The following is a 24,267-nucleotide window of genomic DNA, read 5'->3' as shown; positions in this document are numbered from 1 at the left end:
GTCAGCGCCAGCCGGCGAGGAGCTCCGCGAAGACGGCGTCGACGTCGTCGTGCCGGGTGAGTCGCGCGGCCTGCCCGGCCCACAGCGACAGCAGGTCGCCGCGGTCCTGCACGGCGGCCGCCGCGCGGAACCGGCCGGTGAGCCAGTTCTGCGCGGGGAAGGGCGCGATGGCATCGGCCGCCTCGATCGCGCGGACCGCGCGGTTGGGGATGCCGCGGGCGAGGCGGCCGCTCATCGCGCGCGTGAGCACCGTCGCGTCGGCCGTGGCGATCGCCGCGCGGTGCGAGGGCGGGGCCGCCGACAGCGTCGTGCGGAGGAACGCCGTGCCCACCTGCACCCCCGATGCGCCCAGCGCGCGAGCGGCGGCGACGCCCCGCCGGTCGGCGATGCCGCCCGCGGCGATCACCGGCACGCCGACCGCGTCGACGACCTGAGGGATGAGCGCGAGCCCGCCGATCAGCGACTCCTCGGCGGGCCGCAGCCAGGAGACCCGGTGCCCGCCCGCCTCGGCTCCCGTTGCGACGACCGCGTCGACGCCGCCGGCCGCCAGCGCGCGGGCCTCGTCGACCGTCGTGGCGGTGCCGAGGACCCGGATGCCGGCCGCGTGCAGTCGCTCGAGATGGTCGCCCGCCGGCACGCCGAAGACGACGCTCAGCGCGTCGGGTCGCGCCGCGACGACGGCGTCGAGCTGGTCCTCGAAATCGGGAAGAAACGCCTCGGGCAGCTCGGGGACCGGGACGCCGAGCTCGTCGAAGAACGAGCGGATGGGCGCGATCGCATCGGCGAGGCCGACCTCGCCCGGGCGCACCTCGTCGCCCCGTGGCAGCCACAGGTTCACCGCGATCGGTCGCGCGGTCGCCGCGCGCAGCGCCGCCACCGTGTCGCGGATGCGGTCCGGCGCGTAGCCGTACAGCCCGTACGAGCCGAGCCCGCCCGCGTCGCTGACGGCCGCGGTGAGCGCCACCGACGACACGCCGCCGAACGGGGCGAGGACGATGGGATGGGCGATGCCGAGCAGGCTCTCCAGACTCACGCGTGCTCCTTCGGTGCCGACCACGGGCACCGGTCGGCCAGCGCTACCGCTGCCCGTCCGGTGCCCGGATCGCTCAGATGACGCCCTGCGCCAGCATGGCATCGGCGACCTGCGTGAAGCCGGCGATGTTGGCGCCCGCGACGTAGTCGCCGGGGGTGCCGTACTCGTCGGCGGTATCGAGGCACCGCTGGTGGATCGCGCTCATGATCTCGGAGAGACGCTGCTCGGTGTGCTCGAACGACCAGGAGTCGCGCGAGGCGTTCTGCTGCATCTCGAGGGCACTGGTCGCGACGCCGCCGGCGTTCACGGCCTTGCCCGGGGCGAAGATCACGCCGCCCTCGCGCAGCACGCGCGCGGCGTCCGGCGTGGTCGGCATGTTCGCGCCCTCGGCGACGATGAGCGTGCCGTGGCTGACGAGCTCCGCCGCCGCGTCGGCGTCGAGCTCGTTCTGCGTGGCGCAGGGGAGGGCGATGTCGCTGGGGACGTCCCAGATGGAGCCGCCGGGCACGAAGAGCGCGCTGCCGCGCCGGTCCGCGTAGTCCGACACGCGGCCGCGGTGCCCGTTCTTGATCTCCTTGAGGAGATCGAGGTCGATGCCGGCTTCGTCGACGATGTAGCCGCTGGAGTCGGAGCACGCGACGACGTGGGCGCCGAGCGCCTGCGCCTTCTCCGTCGCGTAGATCGCGACGTTGCCCGAGCCCGAGATGACGACCCGCTTGCCCTCGAGGTCCTGGCCGCGCGCGGCCAGCGCCTCCTTCACGAAGAACACCGTGCCGTAGCCGGTGGACTCCGTGCGCACCTGCGAGCCGCCCCAGGTGAGGCCCTTGCCGGTGAGCACGCCCGACTCGTGGCGGTTGGTGATGCGGCGGTACTGGCCGAACAGGTAGCCGATCTCGCGGCCTCCCACGCCGATGTCGCCCGCGGGCACGTCGGTGTGCTCGCCGATGTGACGGTGCAGCTCGGTCATGAACGACTGGCAGAAGCGCATGACCTCGGCGTCGGAACGGCCCTTGGGGTCGAAGTCCGACCCGCCCTTGCCGCCGCCGATGGGCATGCCGGTGAGCGCGTTCTTGAAGATCTGCTCGAATCCGAGGAACTTCACGATGCCCAGGTAGACCGACGGGTGGAAGCGCAGGCCGCCCTTGTACGGTCCGAGAGCGGAGTTGAACTCGACTCGGAAGCCGCGGTTCAGCTGCACGCGGCCCGCGTCGTCCGTCCACGGCACGCGGAAGATGATCTGCCGCTCCGGCTCGCACAGCCGACGGATGATCTCCGCGTCGACGTACTCGGGACGTTTGGCGAGCACAGGGCCGAGGCTCTCGAGAACCTCGCGCACTGCCTGGTGGAACTCGGCTTCGCCGGGGTTGCGCTGGATGACCTCGTCGAATACGGGATTCAGGGCGTCATGAAGTGCTGCCATCGTGTAGCTCCTCTCGCTGGCACACAAGCGCCAAGAGTATCGCCCCGCGGCGCGTGCCCGTGTCACGCTTCCAGCCGGACGTCCTCCGGCCTCTTGTCGGGCCGCAGGCCGCGCCAGCGTGCCTGCCGCAGGTTTCCACTGCGCGTCCACTCGGCGAACTCCACCTCGCCGACCAGGGCGGGCGACACCCAGGTCGCGTCGGCGGCGTCCTCGCGGGGCACATCGAGGAACGGCGACTCGTCCGCGCGCAGAGGTGCGAGCACCTCGCGGATCCGGTGCAGCTCCCGCTCGGAGAAGCCGCTGCCGACCCTTCCGACGTACCTCAGGCCATCCGCCTCGGGGATGCCGAGCAGCAGCGAGGCGAACGAGTCCGAACGGGCGCCGCGACCGCGCCGGAAGCCGCCGATGACGGCCTCCTGCATGCGGGTGAGCTTGAGCTTCAGCCAGTCCTCGCTGCGGGTGCCGGCGCGGTAGGGCGAGGAGCGCCGCTTCGCCACGACGCCCTCGAGGCCGTGCTCCTGCGCGACGTCGAGCGCGAGGTCGACGTCGTCGAGCACGGGCGGCACGATCACGGCGGGGCCGGCCGTCGCCGTGACGCGCTCCAGGATGGCGCGACGCTCCTCGAGCGGCAGGCCGGTGAGGTCGCGGCCGTCGAGGCGCAGGATGTCGAACAGGTACAGCAGCGCCGGAACGCGGGCTCGCTCGCGGGCGATGTCGTCAGCGCGCTCGAGGTGCATCCGGTTCTGCAGGAGGGAGAAGCTCGGCCTGCCCTGCTCGTCGAGCGCGACGATCTCGCCGTCGAGCAGCGCGTCCCAGCCGTCGACGTGGGTGCGGGCGGGCCCGGACAGCTCCGGGTAGCGATGCGTGATCTCGGTGCCGGAGCGCGCGAACAGGCGCAGGGCGCCCGAGCGCCACTCGGCGAGGGCGCGCACGCCATCCCATTTGAACTCGGCCCACGGCGGGTCGGACAGCGTGCGCGCGAGGCCCGGCGTGCCGTGGACGGCGAGCATGGGCGCGGGGCGCTGCGGCGGCGCGGACGGCTGGACCTCATCCTGCTCCGCCGGCTCGCCCGGCTGCCGCTTCGTGCGGTGCAGGAGCCACGACGCCTTCTCGCCCTCGCCCTGCGTGCGGATGAGGGCGATCCGCACCTCGTGAAGCGGGCCGTCCTCCCGTCCGCGGAGCGTGACGATCACCTCTCGATCGCGCCACTTCTCGGTCTCGTAGGTGCCGGTGTCCCAGATGGTCATGGTGCCGGCGCCGTACTCGCCCTTCGGGATCGTCCCGTGGAAGTCGAAGTACGCGAGCGGATGGTCCTCCGTCCGCACCGCGAGATGGTTGCGGTCCGGGGTCTCCGGGATGCCCTTCGGCACCGCCCAGCTGGCGAGCACGCCGTCTCGCTCGAGGCGCAGGTCCCAGTGGAGGCGGGACGCGTGGTGCTCGTGCACGACGAAGCGCGGCAGGTCACCCGTCTGCGCGTCGGCATGGGGGGTCTCCGGCACCGGCTCGGGGGTGCGGCCCGCGGTGCGCTTGGCGATGTACGACCGCAGCGGGCCGTGCTCGGCGGGAGGAGCGTCGACCTCGGCCAGGGGATCGCCGAGCGACTCGGCCCTCGCCAGCACCTCCTCGAGCTCGAGGTGGCGCAGCTCCGGGTCGTCGAGCTCGGCCCAGGTGCGAGGGGCGGCGACCCAGGGGCGGGAGCGCCCGCGCAGCGAATACGGCGCGACCGTCGTCTTCCGGCCGTTGTTCTGGCTCCAGTCGACGAACACGCGTCCCGCGCGGAGGTCCTTCCGCATCGCGCTCACGACGAGGTCGGGGTGGTCAGCTTCGAGCGCGCGGGCGAGCTCGTGCGCGAGCGCGGAGGCGCTGTCGGACGGCATCGGCTGGGGGAGGGCGGCGTAGAGGTGGACGCCCTTGCTGCCGCTCGTCACGGGGTGCGCCTCGAGGCCCATCCCCGCCAGGATCGGGCGGATGAGCCGCGCGACCTCCGCGCATTGCGGCAGGCCCGTGCCGGGGCCGGGATCGAGGTCGAGCACGAGGCGATCGGCGGGCCCCGGCTCGCCCGCCGCCGTGAAGCGCCACTGCGGCACGTGCAGCTCGAGGCTCGCGACCTGCGCGAGGTACACGAGCGAGGCGACCTCCTCGACGAGCGGGTAGTCCTTCGGGCCCGTGCTGTGGGGGATGGCCCGGCGCGGCACCCAGGACGGGGCGCCGGGTTCCAGGGCCTTGGCGAAGAACGACTCCTCCGGCGCGTCCGCCGTGCCCACCCCCTCCACCCAGCGCTTGCGCGTCACCGGGCGCCCCACCACGTGCGGCAGAAGCAGCGGCGCGATGCGGGTGTAGTACGCGATGACGTCGGCCTTCGTCGTGCCGGTCTCCGGGTACATCACCCGCTCGAGGTTCGACACCCGCAGGCGTCGCCCCGCCACCTCGACGGTCTGCTGGGCGGCGGGCATGCCCCAGGCTAAGCGCGACGCGGGCGCGCGCGTCAAGCCCTGGCCGACCGGGTCCGGGAGCGGTTCACTGGGCGCATGAGATCGATCTGGAAGGGCGCGCTCACCTTCGGCCTCGTCAACGTGCCGGTGAAGGTGTACGCCGCGACGGAGGACCACGACGTCTCGCTGCACCAGGTGCATGCCGCCGACGGCGGGCGCATCCGCTACCAGCGCCGCTGCGAGGTGTGCGGCGAGGTCGTCGCCTACCGCGACATCGACCGGGCGTACGACGACGGCGACCGGACGGTCGTCCTCACCGACGACGACCTGAAGTCCCTGCCATCGGAGCGCAGCCGAGAGATCGAGGTCGTGGAGTTCGTGCCGACCGATCAGGTCGACCCGATCACGTTCGACCGCGCGTACTTCCTCGAGCCCGACTCCGCCTCGCCGAAGTCGTACGCGCTGCTGCGCGAGACGCTCGAGCGTTCGGACCGCACCGCCATCGTGCGGTTCTCGCTGCGGCAGAAGACCCGGCTGGCGGCGCTGCGGGTGCGGAAGGGCGTCCTCATGCTGCAGACGCTGCTGTGGGCCGACGAGGTGCGGGCAGCGGACTTCCCGTCGCTCGAAGACCCGGTGAAGATCAGCGACAAGGAGCTCGAGCTCTCGGCGAGCCTCGTGGAGAGCTACTCGTCGGACTTCGATCCCGAGGCGTTCGTCGACGAGTACCAGCAGGAGCTGCGCACGCTCATCCAGGCGAAGCTCGAGAAGGGCGACGCGGTCGACACCGAGGTCACCTTCGGCGCCGACGAGGAGAAGGGCGGCGAGGTCATCGACCTCATGGAGGCCCTGCGTGCGAGCGTGGAGCGCTCGCGGGCGGCCCGCAGCGGGAAGAAGTCCGATGACGCCGCGGATGACGCGGACGCGGAGGAGAAGGAGACGAAGCCGAAGAAGCGCTCGAAGAAGGCGTCCTGAGCGGCGGGCCCGTGCGCGCCGTTCGGGAGGAGACGCACATCGGGGAGGGTGGCGAACCTAGATCGCTCCTCCCCGCCGCACTTCTCCTCCCGAACGCGCGCGCCCGGCCATCCGGCAGTCAGAAGCCGGGCTTGCCATCTCCGTCGAAGTCGGGCGCGCGGTCGAACACGTCGCGATCGAGCACGAGGTTCGTCTGCTCGCGCTCGCCGCGGTCTTCGCCGGCCTGGTGGTCGTCGTGCGCGTGGCGGCGCTCCTGCAGGTAGTGCCAGAGCACGATGAGCGCGGTGCCCGCGACCGCGGCGAGCAGGATGTAGTCGATGTATTCCGTCACGATGTCGCGGACGCCCGGGATGTACGCGATGAGGTATCCGAACATCGTCAGACCGAAGCCCCACAGCACGGCGCCGATGAGGTTGTAAAGCGAGTATCGCTTCCAGGGCATATGACCGACGCCGGCGGCGATGGGCGCGAAGGTGCGCACGATCGGCACGAAGCGCGCGAGCACCACGGTGAGACCGCCGAACCGCTCGAAGAAGGCGTTCGTGCGCTCCACGTTGCGTCGGCTGAACAGCCCGGACTCGCGCCGTTCGAACACGGCGGGGCCGCCCTTGTGCCCGATGAGGTATCCGACCTCGCCGCCGAGGAAGGCGGCCAGGGCGATGAGGCCGCTGACGGCCCAGATGTTCAGCCCGAACACGTTCACGGTGTGCGTGAGCAGGCCGGCGATCAGCAGCAGCGTATCGCCGGGAAGGAGGAACCCGACGAGCAGGCCGGTCTCCGCGAAGACGATGAAGCACACGACGAGCAGCGCCCAGGGGCCGGCGGCCTCGATGACCGCCTGCGGATCGAGCCAGGGGATGAGAGCGATGTGGTGCACGATGCTCCGGTAGTCAGGAAACGGTCGCGACGGGGATCGCGTCCTGTGCGGAAGGGGGGAATCGAACCCCCACGCCCGGAGGCACAGGAACCTAAATCCTGCGTGTCTGCCAGTTTCACCACTCCCGCGGGTCGTCTCAGTCTACGGCCCGGGATCCCGGTCGAAAGCGGGGTCAGCTTCGGAGAGCGGGGGAGCCCAGCACCCGGTCCACGGCGATCTCGAGCACCACGCGGCGCGGGTTCTCGCGCGGCTGCCGGTATCGCTCGGCGTACATCGCCACGGCGAGGGCGACGGCGTCGGGGTCGTCGCGCACCCGGGCAGCTCCCTCGAAGCTCAGCCACCGCGCGCCGTCGACCGTGCTCACCGTCGCCCGCCCCGCACGCGCGGCATTGACGAACTTCTGCGTGCCGCCGGAGCCGATGACGCGCACGACGCCGTCGCGGTAGGTCATGCCCACCGGCACGGCGTGGACGCGGCCGTCGCGGCCGAGGGTGGAGAGGGTCGCGAGGTGGCGCTCGGAGAGGAACGCGAGACCGGCGTCGTTGATCACCCGCCCAGCGTGGCAGAGCCGGCTGAGGAAGCGGCAGATGAGGAGGATAGCCGGGAGTCGACCTCGTGGCCAGTTTCCCCGAGACCCTCGACGGGGCCCCGCGTGACCCCTAGCGTGTGGGCGTACCCCGACCACGCCACGAGAGGGTTTTCCATGACCGATGTCGCATCCCAGGGCCCGGAGCCGAGCGAAGAGAACCGTCCGGTCCTCACCAATCGCCAGGGCCATCCCGTCTACGACAACCAGAACCAGCGCACCGTCGGAGCCCGGGGCCCCGCCACCCTCGAGAACTACCAGTTCCTCGAGAAGATCAGCCACTTCGACCGGGAGCGCATCCCCGAGCGGGTCGTGCACGCGCGCGGCGCCGTCGCCTTCGGCCACTTCGAGGCGACCGGCCGCTGGGGCGACGAGCCCATCGAGAAGTACACCCGCGCGAAGCTCTTCTCCGAGGCCGGCAAGAAGACCGATGTGGCCATCCGCTTCTCGACCGTCATCGGCGGGCGCGACTCGTCGGAGGCGGCGCGCGATCCCCGCGGCTTCGCGGTGAAGTTCTACACCGAGGACGGCAACTGGGACCTCGTGGGCAACAACCTCGCGGTGTTCTTCATCCGCGACGCGATCAAGTTCCCCGACGTCATCCACTCGCTGAAGCCCGATCCCGTGACGTTCCGGCAGGAGCCTGCGCGCATCTTCGACTTCATGTCGCAGACGCCCGAGGCCATGCACATGCTGGTCAACCTGTTCAGCCCGCGCGGCATCCCCGCGAACTACCGGACGATGCAGGGGTTCGGCGTCAACACCTACAAGTGGGTGAACGCCGACGGCGAGACCCAGCTCGTGAAGTACCACTGGATCCCGCGGGCGGGAGTCGCGAGCCTCACCGCCGCCGATGCCGCCAACATCCAGGCGGATGACCTCGGGCACGCCTCGAAGGACCTCTACGAGGCGATCGAGCGCGGCGACCACCCGCAGTGGGACCTGTACGTGCAGCTCATGAGCGACGACGAGCACCCCGAGCTGGACTTCGACCCGCTCGACGACACGAAGGTGTGGCCGGAGAACGAGTTCGAGCCGAAGCTCGTCGGCACGATGACGCTCACGAGCAACGTCTCCGACCACCACGACGAGAACGAGCAGATCTCGTTCGGCACCGGCGTGCTCGTGGACGGCCTGGACTTCTCCGACGACAAGATGCTCGTCGGGCGGACGTTCTCGTACTCCGACACCCAGCGCTACCGCGTGGGTCCGAACTATCTGCAGCTGCCGGTGAACGCGCCCCGCAACGCCCGCGTGGCGACCAATCAGCGCGGCGGTCAGATGTCGTACGGGGTGGATCTCGGAGAGGGTCAGAACCCGCACGTGAACTACGAGCCCTCGATCACCGGCGGGCTCCGCGAAGCGCAGTACCCGACGCACGACGAGCAGGGGCCGGAGATCAGGGGTCGTGTGACGCGCAAGCGCATCCCGCGCACGAACGACTACACGCAGGCGGGGCAGCGCTACCAGCTGCTCGAGCAGTGGGAGAAGGACGACCTCGTCCTCAACTTCGTCACGCTCATCGGGCAGGCCGCGCGCGCCGTGCAGGAGCGCATGGTGTGGCACTTCCTCATGGTCGACGACGAGCTCGGCCTCCGCGTGGGCGAGGGCCTCGGCATCTCGGTCGAGGACGTCAAGCACCTCGAGCCGCTGCAGAGCCAGACGCTCGCGGAGGAGGAGCTGCAGCGCCTGGCGAACCTCGGCGCCAACGGCCCGCGCGATGTCACGGGGCTCACGATGACCCACGTCGTGCCGAACGAGCACGTGGTCGTCGAGCGCTGACCTGCCGCGCACGGAATCGGGCCCCTCGCGCGAAGCGAGGGGCCCGATTCCGTCGTGATGGCGTCAGGCGCCGAAGCCGACGCGGTCGACCTTGCGGTGATAGCGCATGCCGACGATGCCGCCGAGGATCGCGCCGACCAGGCTGACGAGCAGCGCGACCACCGCGGTGATGATCCCGGCGGTGGTCAGCTCCCCCTCGCTGAACGGCAGGCGGGGGAAGGTGTTCACGTTGGCGAGGATGTTCCACTGGGCACCGGCGATGGCCGTGATGATCGCGATGATGACCGCCACGATGATCGCCCACAGCCAGACCGCGATGCCCTGCTTCACGCCGCTGAACCGAGCCATGCGACCCGCGACGTAGCCACCCGCGTAGTACGAGATGAGCAGGATGACGGCCACGGCGATCGCGCCGGCGATTCCGATGGTGTCGGCGTTCTGCGTCGCCTCGTCAGCCGCCTGCGCCGGGTCGACGTCCGCGCCGAGACCGAGCGCTGCGCCGGCTCCGGCGACCAGCGCGGTGAGGAGGACGGTCATCCCCATCGCGCACAGCCATCCGAAGAAGGCGGAGCCGAACTTCATGCCGCCGAACTCCTCCTTCTCGCGCCGGACGACCTCCTCGCGCGCCGGCTTGCCCGTCGTCGCGACCCCCGCGGCGCCTCCGCCCGCTGCCGCGTCAGCGCCTCGGCTCGAGTCGCGGTCGGAGTCGCTCGACCCCTGCGCGGCGGCCCCGCCGCCCGCGGCGACCGCGGCGGTCCCGCTGCGGTCGCGGTCGCGCCGACCGGAGCGGTCGCCCTGATCGTCGCGGCTGCCCTCGTCGTGCGCTGAGCGCACATCGTAGGCCTGCGTCGGCTCATCGCTGCCATAGCCGGCGTCTCCGTCGTGCCCGATGTAGGAGCCGTGGGTGCCGTCTGGCTCGCGGGACGCGGGGGTGGAGGGCGTGCCGCCCTCGCGCACCCAGGTGCGGCCCTGCTCGTCGACGACGCGGTCTGGCTGGTTCGCGTTCGGGTCGCCGCCGTCGCGGCCGGCGCCCGGAGAGTTCGGTGGAGTCCTCATTGCTGTGTTCCTTTCGAGCTCGCTTACGTGGCCCCAGTAACGCATCCCGATCCCGTCAGCAGACAGGGCATTGCGCATTCGCCGTCCTCGGGGTAGCGCATCCGGCCGCACGCATCGTTCACCCGCCGGACGCGCGCCCGCCGCCTGCGGACCGACGCGCGTTCATCCATCGCGCCGAGCGTGGACACACGAGCGACAGGAGATGAGATGGCTCGCGACGACGTCCTCGCATGGGTGGAGTCCCCGCTGCAGCTCGTGGGCGCGGCGGAATGGGCCGCCGCTCACCGGACGACCGTTCCCGTCGCATGCCGGCTCACCGATCAGATCCCCGAGACCGCGACGGAGCTGCGCCGGCGGGGCGCCCCGCTCGGTGCCATGGAGCCGTACCTCGGCATCCCGTGGCGCCTGCTCGCGCAGCACCGGCACTGGCTGGTGGGCGACGGCTTCTCCGGCCAGTTCCGCCTGGCAGCCGCGGTCCTGCGCCCGTCTCGCATCACCTTCCTCGACGACGGGGCCCACGTGCTGCCGTTCGCCGACACGGTGCTCGGCCGCCGCCCCTATGCTCGGCCGCACGTCGAGGAGCGCGGGCTCACGCGGGCGACCGCGCCGGCGGCCCTCGAGATCGTGCTGCGACGCGCTCTTCAGGGGCGGGTGTCGTTCTTCACGGCCTTTGATCTCGGCGCCCGCACCGCGACGCTGGACGACTGGGGCGTCGAGGTGGGGCGTCACGACTTCGGATGGACCCGGTCGACCGCGCGGGCCGGTGCGCCCCTCGGGCCGCGCGTCGTCCTCGGGAGCGCCCGCCCCGTCGACGGGCGGATGTCGACGCTGGACTACCTGCGGTGGGTGCGGGCGACCGCGGTGGACGGGCCCGTCGTGTACCTGCCGCATCGCCGGGAGACCCCCGAGCAGCTGCGCGCGGTCTCCGAGGTCGGCATGGTGGAGGTCCGGCAGACGCACCTCCCCGTCGAGCTCGTGCTCGCCGGAGTGCGGGGCCTGCGAGACATCTTCACGCTGCCGTCGAGCACGCAGACGACGCTGCCGCTGGTTCTCGCGGGCACCGGGGCGCGCCTGCGCACGACGCCGCCGCGGCAGCGCGCGGTGGGGAGCCTCACGTGAGCGAGGTCGTCGCGATCGTTCCGGCGCGGGGAGGGTCGAAGGGCGTCCTTCGCAAGAACCTGCGGCGCGTGGGCGGGGTGCCCCTCGTCGCGCGCGCGATCGACGCCGCCCGGCGGTGCCCGTCCATCGATCGCGTCGTGGTGAGCACAGATGACGACGAGATCGCCGGCGTGGCGCGCGAGTGGGGAGCGGAGGCCATCCGCCGCCCCGCCGAGATCGCCGGCGACACCGCGTCGTCGGAGAGCGCCCTCCTGCACGCTCTCGACGTGCTCGCTGCGGATGGCGTCGAGGTCGGCGTGGTCGTGTTCCTGCAGGCGACGTCGCCCTTCATCCCCGTCGCGCCGCTCGAGGCCGCGATCGACCGGGTGCGCGGGGGTGAGAGCGACGTCGTCTTCTCCGCGGTCGAGACGTACGAGTTCCTCTGGGCGACGGACGGCGGCGGTGCGGCCGTCGCGGTCGCCCACGACGCCGCGCACCGTCCCCGCCGGCAGGACCGCGCACCGCACTACCGGGAGACCGGCGCCTTCTACGTGCTCGACGCCGCGGGCTTCCGCTCGGCCGGGCACCGCTTCTTCGGCCGCACCGAGGTGGCCGCCGTGCCCGAGCGCACCGCGATCGAGATCGACACCGAGGCCGAGCTGGAAGCCGCGCGCGCCCTCGCGCCGCTCGTCGACCTCGCGGTGCCGATCGACGTCGACGCGGTGGTGACCGATTTCGACGGGGTGCACACCGATGACAGCGTCATCGTGTCGCAGTCCGGCGCGGAGGCCGTGACCGTGAGCCGGTCCGACGGCATGGGCGTGTCCCTGCTGCGGGACGCGGGCATCCCGGTGCTCATCCTGTCGACCGAGACGAACCCCGTCGTCGCCGCCCGCGCCCGCAAGCTGCGCGTCGATGTGATCCAGGGGCGCCGCCGCAAGGCCGCCGCGCTCCGGGAGTGGACCGAAGCCGCCGGCATCCCGCTCTCGCGGGTCGCGTACCTCGGCAACGACGTCAACGATCTCGGCTGCCTGGAGATCGTCGGATGGCCGGTGGCCGTCCGCGACGCGCACCCCCTCGTCCTCGCCGCGGCCCGGGTCGTGGTGGACCGTCCGGGCGGCGCCGGGGCCGTCCGCAATCTCGCCGACCGCGTGCTGCGCGCACGCGCGCTCCGGCCATCCCCCCGAACCCCCGAGAAGGAGCCCACATGACCGTCAGCATCGGAGACCGGGTGATCGGCGGAGGCCGGCCGGCCTACGTCATCGCCGAGATCGGCCTGAACCACAACGGCGACGTCGAGCTCGCCAAGCGGCTCATCGACGTCGCCGCCGACGCGGGCGCCCAGGCCGTGAAGTTCCAGAAGCGCACACCCGAGCTCGCCACGCCCGAGCACATGCGCGACATCCCGCGGGAGACGCCGTGGGGCACCATGACGTACCTCGACTACCGCCGACGGGTGGAGTTCGACCGCGACCAGTACATCGAGGTCTCCGACCACGCCGTGCTGCGCGGACTGCAGTGGTTCGCCTCCCCGTGGGATGAGCCGAGCGTGGCGTTCCTCGAGGACCTCGGCGTCGCCGCCCAGAAGGTCGCCTCCGCGTGCCTCACCGACCACGGGCTGCTCCGCGCGCTCCGCGACACGGGCAAGACGGTCATCCTCTCCACCGGCATGTCGACGACCGAGCAGATCGACGCCGCCATCGAGGTGCTCGGCACCGACCGCCTGCTCCTCCTGCATGCGACCTCGACGTACCCGATGGAGCCGGAGGAGGCGAACCTCCGCATGATCCCGGCGCTTCGCGACCGGTACCCCGGCGTGCCCGTCGGCTACTCGGGGCACGAGCGGGGCCTGCAGGTGTCGCTGGCCGCCGTCGCCCTCGGAGCGGTGGCCGTCGAGCGGCACATCACGCTCGACCGCACGATGTGGGGCTCCGACCACGCCGCCTCCCTTGAGCCCGCGGGGCTGCAGCACCTCGTGCGCGACATCCGCGTCATCGAGGCGGCGCTCGGCGACGGCGTGAAGCGCGTGTACGAGGGCGAGCTCGCGCCGATGGCGAAGCTGCGCCGCATCACGGCGTGACGCAGGCGCTTCGCCCGCGCCTCGTCGCCGTCGCGGACTCCGATTCGTATGTGAAGTGGGCGGCGGCGACCCTCGGCGCGGCCGACGGATGGCGGCCAGAGCTCGCCGTGCTGGAGACGCCGCTGGTGGCGAGCCCCGCTCAGCAGCGAGCGGCGCTCCGCGGCAGCGGTGTGCCCGAGGAGGCTGTGACGCGGACGAACCTCGCGGGCCTGCTCGCGCACCTGCGAGCCGATCCGCCCGACGCCGTCCTCCTCGCCGCGCGCGGCCCGGTCGTGCGCGTGCTCGCACGGGCCGCGGCGGAGCTTCACCCGCGGCCGGTGATCGTCTCGGGACTGCCCGGCATCGCCATCCCCGCCACCCGCAAGGCGCTCGTCTACCGCGCGCAGTGCGACCTGCTCGTGCTGCACTCGCACCGGGAGCGGCGGGAGTTCGCCGCGCTCGCCGCGGAGCACGGCGACGGGGTGACGCAGCGCTTCGCCCTGGCGACGCTGCCGTTCCTGCAGGAGCGGGTGGAGCCGGGCCGACCCGGGGGCACCGACCTCGTCTTCGCCGCCCAGGCCGTCGTACCGCGAGAGCGTGCCGATCGCGAGCGCGTCGCGCGCCTCCTCGTGCGGGCCGCCGCGGCCCATCCCGAGCGCCGCGTGGTCGTGAAGCTGCGCGCAGTGGCAGGGGAGAGGCAGACGCACGACGAGACCGACGCGTACCCCGAGCTGCTCGCGGCGCTCGGGCCGCTGCCGCCGAACCTCGTGCTCTCCACCGCGCCGATGGCCGACGCGCTCGATGAGGCCGAGGGGCTGCTGACGGTGAGCTCGACGGCGGCGATCGAGGCCGTCGCGCGGGAGATCCCCGTGCTGGCGCTCGACACCTTCGGGGTGTCGGCCGAGATGATCAACCTGGTCTTCGCCGGCAGCGGCCTCCTCGGCGACGAGGACGACGTGATCGCGCGGCGGTTCCGGCACGCGGACCCGCGGTGGCGGGTCGACAACTACCTGCACTCGGCAGGCGACGACGACTGGCGGAAGGTGCTCGCCGAGCTCGTGGCGCTGCGGCGGGCCGGCGTGCTGCCGTCGCGCGCGCCGTGGGACCGGCGGGGAGGGGCCCTCCGCGACGCGTGGGAGCGGAAGCAGGTGCTCGGGCCGCTCGACCGCTCGCTGTCGGGCACGCTCGCCGGAGTGGTCGGCGTGCCGCTGCGCGGGCTGGTCCGGATGGCGCAGCGGATGCTCCGGGCCCGCCCCGCGTAGCCGCCGGCGGCGGCTGTGGATAACTTCCGCGGCCGTTTCGCCCGTTGCGTGAGGATGACCGGGTGACCCCCGTCATGAGCGTCGTCGCCGAGCGAGTCCGGGATCGGCTGCGAGCCGACCAGACGGACCCGGCGCGTGTGCCCGAGGCGGTCCGCCGGATCGCGCAGGCCGAGGTGCGTCGGCACAACGACTTCGCGCTGGCGCGCGGACTGGCCCCGGTCGACGACGAGCAGGCGGCCGTGCGAGAGGTGCTCGCGGCGGTCACGGGGTACGGCCCGCTGCAGGAGCATCTTGACGACCCGTCGGTGGAGGAGCTCTGGATCAACGCGCCGGACAAGATCTTCGTCGCGCGCGACGGGGTCGCCGAGCGCCTCCCCCTCGCGCTGACCGATTCCGCCGTGCGAGACCTGGTGGAGCGGATGCTCCATGCCACGGGCCGGCGCATCGACCTGTCACAGCCGTTCGTCGACGCCGCGCTCCCCGACGGCTCGCGCCTGCACGTGGTCCTGGGCGGCATCGCGCGGCGCCACTGGGCTGTCAACATCCGCAAGTTCCTGCCCCATGTGCGGAGCCTGGAGCAGCTCGAGGAGATCGGCTCGCTGGCGCCCGAGGCCTCGGCTCTGCTCCGCGACGCCATGCGGCACGGGCGCAGCCTGCTGGTGTCCGGTGCCACGCATGCGGGCAAGACCACGCTCCTCGGCGCGCTCATCGCGGCCTGTCCGCCCTCGCACCGGATCGTGACGGTCGAGGAGACGTTCGAGCTCGGCGTGGATGCGCCCGACCTGGTCGCGCTGCAGGGGCGCCAGCCGAGCCTCGAGGGCACGGGTGAGATCACGCTGCGCCGGCTGGTGAAGGAGGCGCTGCGGATGCGGCCCGACCGCATCGTCGTCGGCGAGGTGCGCGACGCCGAGGCGCTGGACCTCCTCCTCGCGCTGAACACCGGCATTCCGGGAGCGGCCACGATCCACGCGAACTCCGCCTTCGACGCGCTCGGCAAGCTCGCCGCGCTGCCGCTGCTGGCGGGCAGGAACATCGGACGCGAGTTCGTCGTTCCCGCGATCGCCGCGAGTGTGGATCTCGTCGTGCACTGCCAACGCGCGGAGGACGGACGCCGCCGTGTGCAGGAGATCATCGCGCCGACCGGGCGCGTGGACGACGGCGTGCCGGAGACGCGCACGCTCTTCCGGACGGGGGAGCGATGGCGGTGACCCTCCTCCTCGGCGCCGCGCTCGCCGCAGGGGTGCTGCTCGCGCTGGCGCCGTGGCTCTGGCCCGCGCGGAAGCGCGTCGTCCGCACGCGGCCGACCGCGCTGTCCGCGCTGCTGGAATCGGCGGGACTCGCGCACATCCCCTCGCGGGTCCTCGGTGCGCTCTGCACCGCGGCGGCGCTCGCCGGGGCCGCGGTGGCGTGGCTCGCCACGTCGGTGGTCGTCCTCGCGCTGCTGGCCGCCGGCACCGGCGCCGCCGCGCCTCTGCTGTGGCTGCGCTCGCGTGCGGTGCGTCTCGTGCGGAGCCGCAGGACACTCTGGCCGGATGTCTGCGATCTCCTCATCGCCTCCGTCCGGGCGGGGATGTCACTGCCCGACGCCATCTCGTCCCTCGCCTGGTCGGCGCCGGCACCCCTCCGGGAGGCCTTCGCCGCATTCGAGCGGGACATGGCGGCCTCGGGGCACTTCGACTCCAGCGCCGACCGCCTGAAGACCGCGCTCGCCGACCCGATGGCCGACCGGATCGTGGAGACCCTGCGCATGGCGCGCCAAGTCGGCGGAACCGAGCTGACCCCGGTGCTGCGCGCGCTCTCGGCCTCCGTGCGCGCCGACGCCGCGCTCCGCTCCGAGGTCGAGTCCCGCCAGTCCTGGACGCGCGGTGCCGCCGTCCTCGGCGCGGGCGCCCCGTGGGTGATCGTCGCGCTCCTCGCCATGCGCCCGGAGGGGGCGGCGGCGTATGCGAGTCCGGAGGGAAACGCGCTCCTCCTCGCCGGAGCCGCCGTGTCACTCATCGCCTTTCGCGTGATGCTGCGGATCGGTCGCCTGCCGGAGCCGCGGAGGTGGTTCGCGTGATCTGGGCGACAGACGGCGCTCTCGCCCTGCTGCTGGGCGGCGCCCTCGGAACGGGCGTGTGGGCCCTCGTCATGCTCACGCCGCGCTGGAGCGCGCCGAGTCTCGCGCGCCGCATCGCGCCTTATCTCCGCGACATCACCGATCCCGCCGGCACGACCGCCTGGACGGGAGTGGCCGATCCCGGCGCCGCGATCGCGGGCGGGTTCCGTGCGCTCTGGGCGGCGACTCAGCGGCGGCTCGCCGCGGTGCTCGGCGGTCACGAGGGCATCGCCCGCCGCCTCGCACAGGCCGGGCGCCCGGTCGACGTCGGAGCCTTCCGCGGGCAGCAGCTGGCCGCGACCCTCGTCGGCCTCGTCGTCGGCGGTCTCGCCGTCATCGTCGTCGCGCTCGGCGGGTCGCTGTCGGTCCCCTCGTTCGCGCTCCCGCTGGTGTGCGCCGCCGCGGGAGCCATCGGGGCCGATCTCCTCCTCACCGCACGAGCGCGAGCGCGGATGGCGCGGGTCGCGGAGGAGCTGCCGACCGTCCTCGAATTCCTCGCGCTGTGCCTCGCGGCCGGAGAGGGGATCTTCGACAGCGTCGGCCGAGTCGCCGCGCTCGGGTCCGGGGAGCTCACCGCCGAGCTGCGCACCGTCGTCCTCGACGTGCGGACGGGCTCCACACTGCCGGACGCGCTGCTGGCCATGGCCCGGCGTCTCCCGGTGCCTGCGCTCGGACGCGCGGTCGAGCACGTCGTCGCCGCCATCGAGCGCGGGTCCCCGCTTGCCCAGACCCTGCAGGCGCAGGCGGCCGACGCGCGCGAGGAGGCCAAGCGCGGACTCATCGAGCAGGCGGGGCGCAAGGAGATATTGATGCTCCTTCCGCTCGTCTTCGGCCTGTTGCCCCTCAGCGTCCTGTTCGCCGTCTTCCCCGGCATCGTCATGCTCCGACTCGGCTTCGGCTGAGCGACCCAGAAAGGAACCGCCATGAGCACCACGGCACTGCACGACCTCCTCATCCGGACCCGCACGGCCTGGGGCGACGTCATCCGGGACGTCGCCGATGACGAACGTGGCGACGTGCCGGGATGGGTATTGATCACGTTGATGTCCGCCGGCCTGGTCGTGCTGATCTGGGCACTCGCCGGCCCCGCTCTGACGGGGCTGTTCGAGCGCGCGATCAGCAGCGTCAACGGGATCTGACATGCCGACGCCGGACCTGCGCGACGACGAGCGCGGCTCCGGCACGGCCGAGTTCGTTCTCGTCGCAGCGCTCCTCACCGCGCTCGCACTCGCCGTCGTGCAGCTGGGCCTCGCGGTCTACGTCCGCAACGTCCTGCACGATGCTGCGGTCGAGGGCGCGTACCACGCTGCCCTCGCCGACGTCGGGCCGGCCGGCGGCGCGGAGCGCACGCGCACGCTCATCGAGCGATCCGTCGGACCCGACTACGCGCGCGATGTCGTCGTCTCGCTCGAGGGCGACGCGCTCGTGGTCACGGTGCGCTCGGCGACTCCGGTCATCGGGTTCGTCGGCCTTCCCGGCACGCTGGAGGTGAGCGCCCGTGCGCCGGTCGAAGGCCTGGAGTGAAGGGCACCGCCTCCTGCGCGATGAGAACGGGTCGGCGGCCCTCGAGTTCCTCGTCGCCGGTCTCGTGCTGCTGGTCCCGCTGGCCTACCTCGTCGTCGCGCTGAGCGCCGTGCAGGAGGGCGCCCTCGGTGTCGAGGCGGCGGCTCGGCACGCGGCTCACGCCGTCGCGCGAACGGGCGCCGATCGGCAGGCCGCCGAGGCGCTGCCACGGGTGATCGACGCGGTCGCGGCCGAGTACGGCTTGGACGGCGACGCGCTCGAGGTCTCCCTCGCCTGTGCGCCCGCCGGTGAGTGCCCGCGGGCCGGGGCATCGGTGATCGTGACCGTCGGGGCGACCGTGCGGCTCCCGCTCGTCCCGCCGGTGCTGGGCCTCGACCGTCTCACGAGCGTGCCCGTGGAGGCCGCGTCGGTGCAGAAGGTGTCGCGCTTCTGGGGCGCGCCATGATGCTCCTGCGGGATGAGCGGGGGAGTGTGCTGCCGCTCATGATCGCCTACGCGGTGCTGGCCATCGCGCTCATCGTCGTGTCCGCCAGCGCCACGTCCCTCCACCTCGCGCAGAAGCGCCTGGACGCGATAGCCGACGCCGCCGCGCTGGCCGGGGCGGACGGCTTCACGCTCGTCGTCGAGGGGGAGGAGGCGACTGCCCGGCTGGACGACGCGTCGGTGCGTGCTCAGGCGGCAGCGGTCGTGGCCGCCATGCCGGGCGATCCGATCCTCGTCGCGGCGGGGACGCCCGATGGCGTCTCGGCGCGGGTCACGGTGTCGCTCACCTGGCGAGCGCCCCTCGTCAGCGCATTCGTGCCATCCGGCGTCGCGCTGCAGGCGAGCGCCACCAGCCGTACCACGTTGCAGTGACGCACCCCGCCCGCGTCAGCGCCGGGGCGCGTAGCGCGGCACATACCGGAGGAATGCGCCGGCTCCGACGAGCGCGATCACCCCGACGAGCCCGCACGCCACGGGCAGGGAGGCGGCGGCGGTGACGCCGGAGACGATCAGCGGCGTGAGCGCCGCGCCGCCGTCGGTCAGCGTCCGCCAGGCGCCGAGGAACGGGGCAGGGTGCTTCTCGGGCGCGACGTCGGAGCCGAGGGTCATGAGGATCCCCGACGACAGGCCGTTGCCCACGCCGATGACGACCGCGAGGGCGCCGAACCACAGCGCGGTGTGGTCGACGTCGTGGGTGAACGCCAGCCCGCCGAAGCCGGCGCTCATGAGGAGAAGGGCGGGGATGACCGCCCAGAGCCGGCCGTGCCGGTCCATGATCTGCCCGCTCGCATAGAAGAGCGAGAACTCCGCGGCGCCGGCGATGCCGACGATGAGCGCGATGGTCTGCGAATCCAGCCCGATCGAGACACCCCACAGCGGCAGCACCGCCTGCCGGGCGGAGCGCACGGCCGCGAGCGACGCGGCCGTCGCTCCGAGGCGCGCGAGCACCGCGCGGTGGCGGTGCATCGTCCGGAAGACGCCGATGCGCTCGGTCACCGGCGCCGACACGGGTTCGCCGGTGTCCTCCTCCGCGACGGGGTCCGCCGCCTCCTCGGCGACGCGACGCGCGGCCATCCGGTCGGCGATGCGGGCCTTCTCCTCGGGGTCCGGCCCGAAGGCGACCAGGGTCGCCACGCCGATGAGGCACGCGGCGAAGAACCACACCGACGCCCGCTCGTCGCCGAAGAGCACGAGCAGGCCCGCCGCGACGAAGGGGCCGGTGAAGCCGCCGAGGCGGAAGGAGCCGCCGACGAGCGCCAGCGCGCGCGCTCGGTGCGTGTACGGCACGCGTGTGGTCATGAACGTGTGCCGCGCCACCGCGAATGACGCCGCGAAGAAGCCCTCCAGCAGCACCGACAGGCCGAGGACGGCGATGTTCGTCGCCACGAGCATCCCCGCGATGCCGATCAGCGAGGCGAGAGCCGCGATGATCATCGTCCGCCGTTCCCCGAGACGCGACACCAGCCATCCGGCCGGGATGTTGCCGGCCAGCTGGCCGATGACGATCGCAGCCGAGATGAGGGCGGCCGCCGGCAGGCTCGCGCCGAGGTCCGTCGCGAGGGCGGGAAGGAGCGGGAGGATCGCGCCCTGACCCAGCGAGTACAGCGCCGTCGGCCCGTAGACCATGAATCCGTAGCGGCGGATCGGGTCGAACGAGGCGGTCTGCGAGGAGGACATCGGCTCCCACGGTATCCCGAGCAGGCTAGGCTGAAGCGTCATGCTTGAGTTCGATCCTTCCGCCGAGATCCAGGCGCTGCGCACCACGTTCGCGAACATCCGAGAGGTGGTCGACGTCGACGGTGTCCGCGCCGACATCGCGCGTCTCGAGCAGGAGGCCTCCGAGCCCGGCCTGTGGGATGACACCGCCAACGCGCAGCGCGTCACCAGCGCTCTGAGCCACCGCCAGTCGGAGCTCGCCCGCATCCAGGCGGTCGAGCGTCGCCTCGACGACCTCGAGGTGCTCGTCGAGCTCGCCAACGAGATGGGCGATGAGGACTCCGTCGCGGAGGCGCGCAAGGAGATCACCGATCTCGAGCGCGTCATCGGCGACCTCGAGGTGAAGACGCTGCTGGACGGCGAGTACGACGAGCGCTCCGCCGTCGTCACCATCCGCTCGGGCGCCGGCGGCGACGACGCGACCGACTTCGCCGAGATGCTCATGCGCATGTACCTGCGCTGGGCCGAGCGCAACAAGTACCCCGTGAAGGTCATGGACACCTCCTACGCGGAGGGTGCCGGCATCAAGTCCGCGACGTTCGAGATCGACGCGCCGTACGCCTACGGCGTGCTCTCCGTCGAGGCCGGCACGCACCGCCTCGCGCGCATCAGCCCGTTCGGCTCGGCCGACAAGCGCCAGACGAGCTTCGCGGCCGTCGAGGTCATCCCGCTCATGGAGGAGGCGCAGGAGGTCGAGATCCCGGAGAACGACATCCGGGTCGACGTCTTCCGCTCGTCCGGCCCCGGTGGGCAGTCCGTCAACACGACCGACTCCGCCGTGCGCCTCACGCACCTGCCGACCGGCATCGTCGTGTCGATGCAGAACGAGAAGTCGCAGATCCAGAACCGCGCCGCGGCCATGCGGGTGCTTCAGACCCGCCTGCTCCTGCTGCAGCGCGAGGAGGAGGCGGCGAAGAAGAAGGAGCTCGCGGGCAACATCACCGCGAGCTGGGGCGACCAGATCCGCTCGTATTTCCTCTACGGCCAGCAGCTCGTGAAGGACCTGCGCACCGGCTTCGAGGTCGGCAACCCCGCCTCCGTCTTCGACGGCGACATCGACGGCCTCATCAACGCCGGCATCCGCTGGCGCAAGCGCAAGATCGAGGACTGAGCCGGGTCGAGCTTGTACCCTGGCGGTATGGCCTCCCGCGAAGACGACGCCCTCAGCTGGGACGGTGACGACGACCCGACGCTCGACCCGAGCGGCGACGCCACGACGCCCGACGAGCCGACGGATGGCGACGGTGCGACCCTGCCGAAGGGCTGGCGAGCGGTGGGTCGCGGGCACGAGCGCGTGCGCTCGGCAGACGACGAGGCGGATGGCGTCGGTGCGGACACCGCTGCGCCCCCGCTCGGCAGCGTCGCTCTCGTCACGCTCGGCGTGATGGGCGGCATCCTGCTGCTGTGGACGGTCGGCTGGTATCTCGGCGCGACACGCCTGCGGGAGCGCATCGAGCAGAGCACGGACGCCGTCGCGGACTTCATGTTCCAGGGCAGCATGGTGCTGGCGATCGCCGCGCCGCTGCTGTGGTTCGTCGTGACCTGGCTCGGCACGCGCCGGGTCGCGCAATGGCAGCGGTTCGCGTGGCTCGCCGCGGGGATCGTGCTGCTCGTGCCGTGGCCGTTCGTGATGGTGGGGGTGGTGGGGCAGTGACCTCGAGCGTGCAGAAGCGGCGGACCCCCGGGTGGGTCGTCGCCGTCATCGCGGGTCTCTTCGCGCTGCTCTACGCCTACGCCGTGTGGAGCGCCATCGCCTACCTCGTCACGCTCGTGCAGGCCACGTCCGCGCAGGACATCTCGCTGTCGGCGATCGCGTGGGTCGTGCTGATCCTCGCGGTGCTGGTGCCGATCGCCGCCTTCGCGGTCGCCTTCGCGCTCGGCCGCACGCGCGGCGCGCTCTGGCTGGCGGTGTCGCTGCTGGCAGGGCTCGCCCTGACGGCTGTCTTCTGGCTCGACATGCAGGCCTTCACGGCCAACCCCTCCAACCTCTTCTGAGGTCGAGCGTCGGAGTCGTCGCATGACGCCGCGGCACGGCAGTCCTCCGCCGCTCCGCTAGAGTGGTCGCCGTCGCGCCCCCACGGCGTGTGGCGCGTCTTCCCGCTCCCGCGCGCCCGCGCACAAACGCATCGAAGGATCCATCCGTGCCGAAGCCCGTCGTGCTCATCGCCGAAGAACTCTCTCCCGCAACGATCGAGGCGCTCGGCCCCGACTTCGATGTGCGTCACGTGGACGGCACCGACCGCCCGGCGCTCTTCGACGCGCTCTCGGCGGCCCACGCCATCCTCATCCGATCGGCCACCAAGGTCGACGAGGAGGCCCTCGGCCACGCGCCGAACCTGAAGGTCGTGGCCCGCGCCGGAGTCGGCCTCGACAACGTCGACATCAAGGCCGCCACGACGGCCGGCGTCATGGTCGTCAACGCCCCGACGTCGAACATCATCTCGGCCGCGGAGCTGACCTGCGGTCACATCCTCAGCCTCGCCCGTCACATCCCCGCCGCGCGCGCCTCGCTCGGTGCCGGCGAGTGGAAGCGCAGCAAGTACACGGGCGTCGAGCTCTTCGAGAAGACCCTCGGGGTTGTCGGGCTCGGCCGCATCGGCGCGCTGGTGGCCGCCCGCATGCAGGGCTTCGGGATGCGCGTGGTCGCGTTCGACCCGTACGTCACGAGCGCCCGCGCGCAGCAGCTGGGCGTGGAGCTCCTCAGCCTCGACGAGCTCGTCGCGCAGGCCGACTTCCTGACCATCCACATGCCGAAGACGCCGGAGACGACCGGCATGATCGGCGCCGAGCAGCTCAAGGCGATGAAGCCGACGTCGTACGTCATCAACGTCGCCCGCGGCGGGCTCATCGACGAGGACGCGCTCCACGACGCGCTCGTCGCGGGGGAGATCGCCGGCGCCGGCCTCGACGTGTTCACGAGCGAGCCGCCCGCCGACACCAAGCTCACCGCGCTGCCGAACGTGGTCGTCACGCCGCACCTCGGCGCCTCGACCGCGGAGGCGCAGGAGAAGGCCGGCGTGTCCGTGGCCCGCTCCGTGAAGCTCGCCCTCGAGGGCGATCTCGTCCCCGACGCGGTGAACGTCGCCGGCGGCGTCATCGACCCGTTCGTGCGCCCCGGCATCGCGCTCGTCGAGAAGCTCGGTCAGGTCTTCAGCGGCCTGGCGACCTCCGCGGTCACGAGCCTCGACATCGAGGTGCGCGGCGAGCTCGCCGACTACGACGTGAGCGTCTACCGCCTCGCGGCGCTGAAGGGCATCCTGTCGAACGTCGTCAGCGAGAACGTCTCCTACGTGAACGCGCCGCTGTTCGCCGAGCAGCGCGGCATCGAGACGCGCCTCATCGTCGAGAAGGACAGCCCGGAGTACCGCAACCTCACGACGCTCCGCGGCGCCCTCTCCGACGGCACTGTGCTCACCGTGGCCGGCACGCTCGCCGGCACACGCATGATCCAGAAGATCGTCGGCATCAACGGGCACGAGATCGAGGTGCCGATCGACCAGCACCACATCGTCATGCTGTACACCGACCGCCCGGGCATCGTCGCCGTCTACGGCCAGAAGTTCGGCGAGGCCGGCATCAACATCGCCGGCATGCAGATCGCGCGCCGCGAGGCCGGAGGCCAGGCGCTGTCGGTGCTCACGGTCGACTCCCGCGTGCCAGAGGAGCTGCTCGCCGAGGTCGGCGCCGCCATCGAGGCGTCCGTCATCCGGCAGATCGAGATCCTCGAGGCCTGAGCCTCGATCCGATGAAGCCCCCGCCTCGGCGGGGGCTTCATCATGCTCGGGGTGGTTCGGCGCTGCCGTTCGCTTCGGTGGTGCCGTTCTCGCGGCAAGGGCTCGGATGGCCGCAGTTCCGCACCACCGAATCTG

The 24,267-nt window shown here is 72.3% G+C and carries 24 protein-coding genes and 1 tRNA gene; 17 read left to right on the top strand and 8 right to left on the bottom strand.

Features of this window, described 5'->3' with window-relative positions:
* Position 1 precedes the first annotated feature (1 nt).
* The 3 genes from QWJ90_RS07010 to QWJ90_RS07000 all read right to left on the bottom strand — a co-directional run bounded on the left by QWJ90_RS07010 (position 2) and on the right by QWJ90_RS07000 (position 4,906).
* The gene (locus QWJ90_RS07010; RefSeq protein WP_290107085.1) at positions 2–1,027 is read right to left on the bottom strand and encodes an NAD(P)H-dependent flavin oxidoreductase; all 1,026 of its coding nucleotides are present in this window, start codon (positions 1,025–1,027) and stop codon (positions 2–4) included.
* Positions 1,028–1,106: 79 nt separating this feature from the next.
* Positions 1,107–2,453, bottom strand: a complete 1,347-nt coding sequence (gene gdhA, locus QWJ90_RS07005) for an NADP-specific glutamate dehydrogenase (protein WP_290106974.1) — start codon at positions 2,451–2,453, stop codon at positions 1,107–1,109.
* Positions 2,454–2,515: 62 nt separating this feature from the next.
* Positions 2,516–4,906: an ATP-dependent DNA ligase gene (locus tag QWJ90_RS07000; protein WP_290106973.1), complete on the bottom strand. Its 2,391-nt coding sequence runs from the start codon at positions 4,904–4,906 to the stop codon at positions 2,516–2,518.
* Positions 4,907–4,981: 75 nt separating this feature from the next.
* On the opposite strand from QWJ90_RS07000, the gene QWJ90_RS06995 reads away from it, so the two are divergent.
* On the top strand, positions 4,982–5,857 hold the full coding sequence (locus QWJ90_RS06995) for a Ku protein (protein WP_290106972.1): 876 nt from the start codon (positions 4,982–4,984) through the stop codon (positions 5,855–5,857).
* A 118-nt stretch (positions 5,858–5,975) separates the two neighbouring features.
* Here QWJ90_RS06995 and QWJ90_RS06990 read toward each other — a convergent pair whose 3' ends face one another.
* The 3 genes from QWJ90_RS06990 to QWJ90_RS06980 all read right to left on the bottom strand — a co-directional run bounded on the left by QWJ90_RS06990 (position 5,976) and on the right by QWJ90_RS06980 (position 7,284).
* Positions 5,976–6,734, bottom strand: coding sequence for a DedA family protein (locus tag QWJ90_RS06990; protein ID WP_290106971.1), 759 nt, complete (start codon positions 6,732–6,734; stop codon positions 5,976–5,978).
* 46 nt (positions 6,735–6,780) lie between these two features.
* Positions 6,781–6,862 (bottom strand) — tRNA-Leu (locus QWJ90_RS06985).
* Positions 6,863–6,906: 44 nt separating this feature from the next.
* On the bottom strand, positions 6,907–7,284 hold the full coding sequence (locus QWJ90_RS06980) for a PPOX class F420-dependent oxidoreductase (protein WP_290106970.1): 378 nt from the start codon (positions 7,282–7,284) through the stop codon (positions 6,907–6,909).
* A gap of 153 nt (positions 7,285–7,437) precedes the next feature.
* Here QWJ90_RS06980 and QWJ90_RS06975 point away from each other — a divergent pair, with 153 nt between their 5' ends.
* A complete protein-coding gene (locus QWJ90_RS06975; protein ID WP_290106969.1) occupies positions 7,438–9,102 on the top strand; it encodes a catalase in 1,665 nt (554 codons plus the stop codon).
* Positions 9,103–9,165: 63 nt separating this feature from the next.
* Here the strand turns inward: QWJ90_RS06975 and QWJ90_RS06970 are convergent, their stop codons facing one another.
* On the bottom strand, positions 9,166–10,158 hold the full coding sequence (locus QWJ90_RS06970) for a hypothetical protein (RefSeq protein ID WP_290106968.1): 993 nt from the start codon (positions 10,156–10,158) through the stop codon (positions 9,166–9,168).
* 207 nt (positions 10,159–10,365) lie between these two features.
* Between QWJ90_RS06970 and QWJ90_RS06965 the strand changes: the two genes are divergently transcribed.
* The 11 genes from QWJ90_RS06965 (at position 10,366) to QWJ90_RS06915 (ending at position 19,054) form a co-directional block, all read left to right on the top strand.
* Positions 10,366–11,277 carry a hypothetical protein gene (locus QWJ90_RS06965; RefSeq protein ID WP_290106967.1) on the top strand — a complete coding sequence of 304 codons (912 nt, stop codon included), beginning with the start codon at positions 10,366–10,368 and terminating at the stop codon, positions 11,275–11,277.
* Positions 11,274–12,467: an acylneuraminate cytidylyltransferase gene (locus tag QWJ90_RS06960; RefSeq protein WP_290106966.1), complete on the top strand. Its 1,194-nt coding sequence runs from the start codon at positions 11,274–11,276 to the stop codon at positions 12,465–12,467. Before QWJ90_RS06965 ends, QWJ90_RS06960 begins: the two co-directional genes overlap by 4 nt.
* Positions 12,464–13,336: an N-acetylneuraminate synthase family protein gene (locus tag QWJ90_RS06955; protein ID WP_290106965.1), complete on the top strand. Its 873-nt coding sequence runs from the start codon at positions 12,464–12,466 to the stop codon at positions 13,334–13,336. The genes QWJ90_RS06960 and QWJ90_RS06955 overlap by 4 nt, the downstream gene beginning before the upstream one ends.
* Positions 13,333–14,577 (top strand): DUF6716 putative glycosyltransferase, encoded by a 1,245-nt coding sequence (locus QWJ90_RS06950; protein ID WP_290106964.1) that lies wholly within the window; start codon positions 13,333–13,335, stop codon positions 14,575–14,577. Before QWJ90_RS06955 ends, QWJ90_RS06950 begins: the two co-directional genes overlap by 4 nt.
* 62 nt (positions 14,578–14,639) lie before the next feature.
* Positions 14,640–15,785 (top strand): CpaF family protein, encoded by a 1,146-nt coding sequence (locus tag QWJ90_RS06945; RefSeq protein WP_436836690.1) that lies wholly within the window; start codon positions 14,640–14,642, stop codon positions 15,783–15,785.
* Positions 15,776–16,636: a type II secretion system F family protein gene (locus QWJ90_RS06940; RefSeq protein ID WP_354670423.1), complete on the top strand. Its 861-nt coding sequence runs from the start codon at positions 15,776–15,778 to the stop codon at positions 16,634–16,636. The genes QWJ90_RS06945 and QWJ90_RS06940 overlap by 10 nt, the downstream gene beginning before the upstream one ends.
* A complete protein-coding gene (locus tag QWJ90_RS06935; RefSeq protein WP_290106963.1) occupies positions 16,633–17,577 on the top strand; it encodes a type II secretion system F family protein in 945 nt (314 codons plus the stop codon). The genes QWJ90_RS06940 and QWJ90_RS06935 overlap by 4 nt, the downstream gene beginning before the upstream one ends.
* Positions 17,578–17,598: 21 nt before the next feature.
* On the top strand, positions 17,599–17,814 hold the full coding sequence (locus QWJ90_RS06930) for a hypothetical protein (protein WP_290106962.1): 216 nt from the start codon (positions 17,599–17,601) through the stop codon (positions 17,812–17,814).
* 1 nt (position 17,815) lies between these two features.
* Positions 17,816–18,199: a TadE/TadG family type IV pilus assembly protein gene (locus QWJ90_RS06925; RefSeq protein WP_290106961.1), complete on the top strand. Its 384-nt coding sequence runs from the start codon at positions 17,816–17,818 to the stop codon at positions 18,197–18,199.
* The gene (locus tag QWJ90_RS06920) at positions 18,174–18,644 is read left to right on the top strand and encodes a TadE family protein (protein WP_290106960.1); all 471 of its coding nucleotides are present in this window, start codon (positions 18,174–18,176) and stop codon (positions 18,642–18,644) included. The genes QWJ90_RS06925 and QWJ90_RS06920 overlap by 26 nt, the downstream gene beginning before the upstream one ends.
* On the top strand, positions 18,641–19,054 hold the full coding sequence (locus tag QWJ90_RS06915) for a pilus assembly protein TadG-related protein (RefSeq protein WP_354670422.1): 414 nt from the start codon (positions 18,641–18,643) through the stop codon (positions 19,052–19,054). Before QWJ90_RS06920 ends, QWJ90_RS06915 begins: the two co-directional genes overlap by 4 nt.
* A gap of 15 nt (positions 19,055–19,069) precedes the next feature.
* On the opposite strand, the gene QWJ90_RS06910 is transcribed toward QWJ90_RS06915, so the two are convergent.
* Positions 19,070–20,359 (bottom strand): MFS transporter, encoded by a 1,290-nt coding sequence (locus tag QWJ90_RS06910; RefSeq protein ID WP_436836695.1) that lies wholly within the window; start codon positions 20,357–20,359, stop codon positions 19,070–19,072.
* 40 nt (positions 20,360–20,399) lie between these two features.
* Here QWJ90_RS06910 and prfB point away from each other — a divergent pair, with 40 nt between their 5' ends.
* The 4 genes from prfB to serA all read left to right on the top strand — a co-directional run bounded on the left by prfB (position 20,400) and on the right by serA (position 24,132).
* The gene (gene prfB, locus QWJ90_RS06905; RefSeq protein ID WP_156241540.1) at positions 20,400–21,509 is read left to right on the top strand and encodes a peptide chain release factor 2; all 1,110 of its coding nucleotides are present in this window, start codon (positions 20,400–20,402) and stop codon (positions 21,507–21,509) included.
* Positions 21,510–21,536: 27 nt separating this feature from the next.
* The gene (locus QWJ90_RS06900; protein ID WP_290106958.1) at positions 21,537–22,052 is read left to right on the top strand and encodes a DNA polymerase III subunit gamma/tau; all 516 of its coding nucleotides are present in this window, start codon (positions 21,537–21,539) and stop codon (positions 22,050–22,052) included.
* Positions 22,049–22,393: a hypothetical protein gene (locus tag QWJ90_RS06895; protein WP_290106957.1), complete on the top strand. Its 345-nt coding sequence runs from the start codon at positions 22,049–22,051 to the stop codon at positions 22,391–22,393. Before QWJ90_RS06900 ends, QWJ90_RS06895 begins: the two co-directional genes overlap by 4 nt.
* Before the next feature lie 146 nt (positions 22,394–22,539).
* The gene (serA, locus tag QWJ90_RS06890) at positions 22,540–24,132 is read left to right on the top strand and encodes a phosphoglycerate dehydrogenase (protein WP_290106956.1); all 1,593 of its coding nucleotides are present in this window, start codon (positions 22,540–22,542) and stop codon (positions 24,130–24,132) included.
* Positions 24,133–24,267: the final 135 nt, after the last annotated feature.

It is taken from the genome of Microbacterium oryzae (genome assembly GCF_030406385.1).
Taxonomy (GTDB): domain Bacteria; phylum Actinomycetota; class Actinomycetes; order Actinomycetales; family Microbacteriaceae; genus Microbacterium; species Microbacterium oryzae_A.
The sequence above is the reverse complement of the archived record's forward strand: the minus strand, read 5'-3'. Positions and strand labels throughout refer to the sequence as shown.

What these genes read in the sequence shown, in the direction of transcription:
- QWJ90_RS06975 (WP_290106969.1), top strand. Translation starts at nt 7,438, where the DNA reads ATGACCGATGTCGCATCCCAGGGCCCGGAGCCGAGCGAAGAGAACCGT.
- QWJ90_RS06995 (WP_290106972.1), top strand. Translation starts at nt 4,982, where the DNA reads ATGAGATCGATCTGGAAGGGCGCGCTCACCTTCGGCCTCGTCAACGTG.
- QWJ90_RS06910 (WP_436836695.1), bottom strand. Translation starts at nt 20,359, where the DNA reads ATGTCCTCCTCGCAGACCGCCTCGTTCGACCCGATCCGCCGCTACGGA.
- gdhA (WP_290106974.1), bottom strand. Translation starts at nt 2,453, where the DNA reads ATGGCAGCACTTCATGACGCCCTGAATCCCGTATTCGACGAGGTCATC.
- prfB (WP_156241540.1), top strand. Translation starts at nt 20,400, where the DNA reads ATGCTTGAGTTCGATCCTTCCGCCGAGATCCAGGCGCTGCGCACCACG.
- QWJ90_RS06955 (WP_290106965.1), top strand. Translation starts at nt 12,464, where the DNA reads ATGACCGTCAGCATCGGAGACCGGGTGATCGGCGGAGGCCGGCCGGCC.
- QWJ90_RS06915 (WP_354670422.1), top strand. Translation starts at nt 18,641, where the DNA reads ATGATGCTCCTGCGGGATGAGCGGGGGAGTGTGCTGCCGCTCATGATC.
- QWJ90_RS06965 (WP_290106967.1), top strand. Translation starts at nt 10,366, where the DNA reads ATGGCTCGCGACGACGTCCTCGCATGGGTGGAGTCCCCGCTGCAGCTC.
- QWJ90_RS06940 (WP_354670423.1), top strand. Translation starts at nt 15,776, where the DNA reads ATGGCGGTGACCCTCCTCCTCGGCGCCGCGCTCGCCGCAGGGGTGCTG.
- QWJ90_RS06970 (WP_290106968.1), bottom strand. Translation starts at nt 10,158, where the DNA reads ATGAGGACTCCACCGAACTCTCCGGGCGCCGGCCGCGACGGCGGCGAC.
- QWJ90_RS06930 (WP_290106962.1), top strand. Translation starts at nt 17,599, where the DNA reads ATGAGCACCACGGCACTGCACGACCTCCTCATCCGGACCCGCACGGCC.
- QWJ90_RS06900 (WP_290106958.1), top strand. Translation starts at nt 21,537, where the DNA reads ATGGCCTCCCGCGAAGACGACGCCCTCAGCTGGGACGGTGACGACGAC.
- QWJ90_RS06925 (WP_290106961.1), top strand. Translation starts at nt 17,816, where the DNA reads ATGCCGACGCCGGACCTGCGCGACGACGAGCGCGGCTCCGGCACGGCC.
- QWJ90_RS07000 (WP_290106973.1), bottom strand. Translation starts at nt 4,906, where the DNA reads ATGCCCGCCGCCCAGCAGACCGTCGAGGTGGCGGGGCGACGCCTGCGG.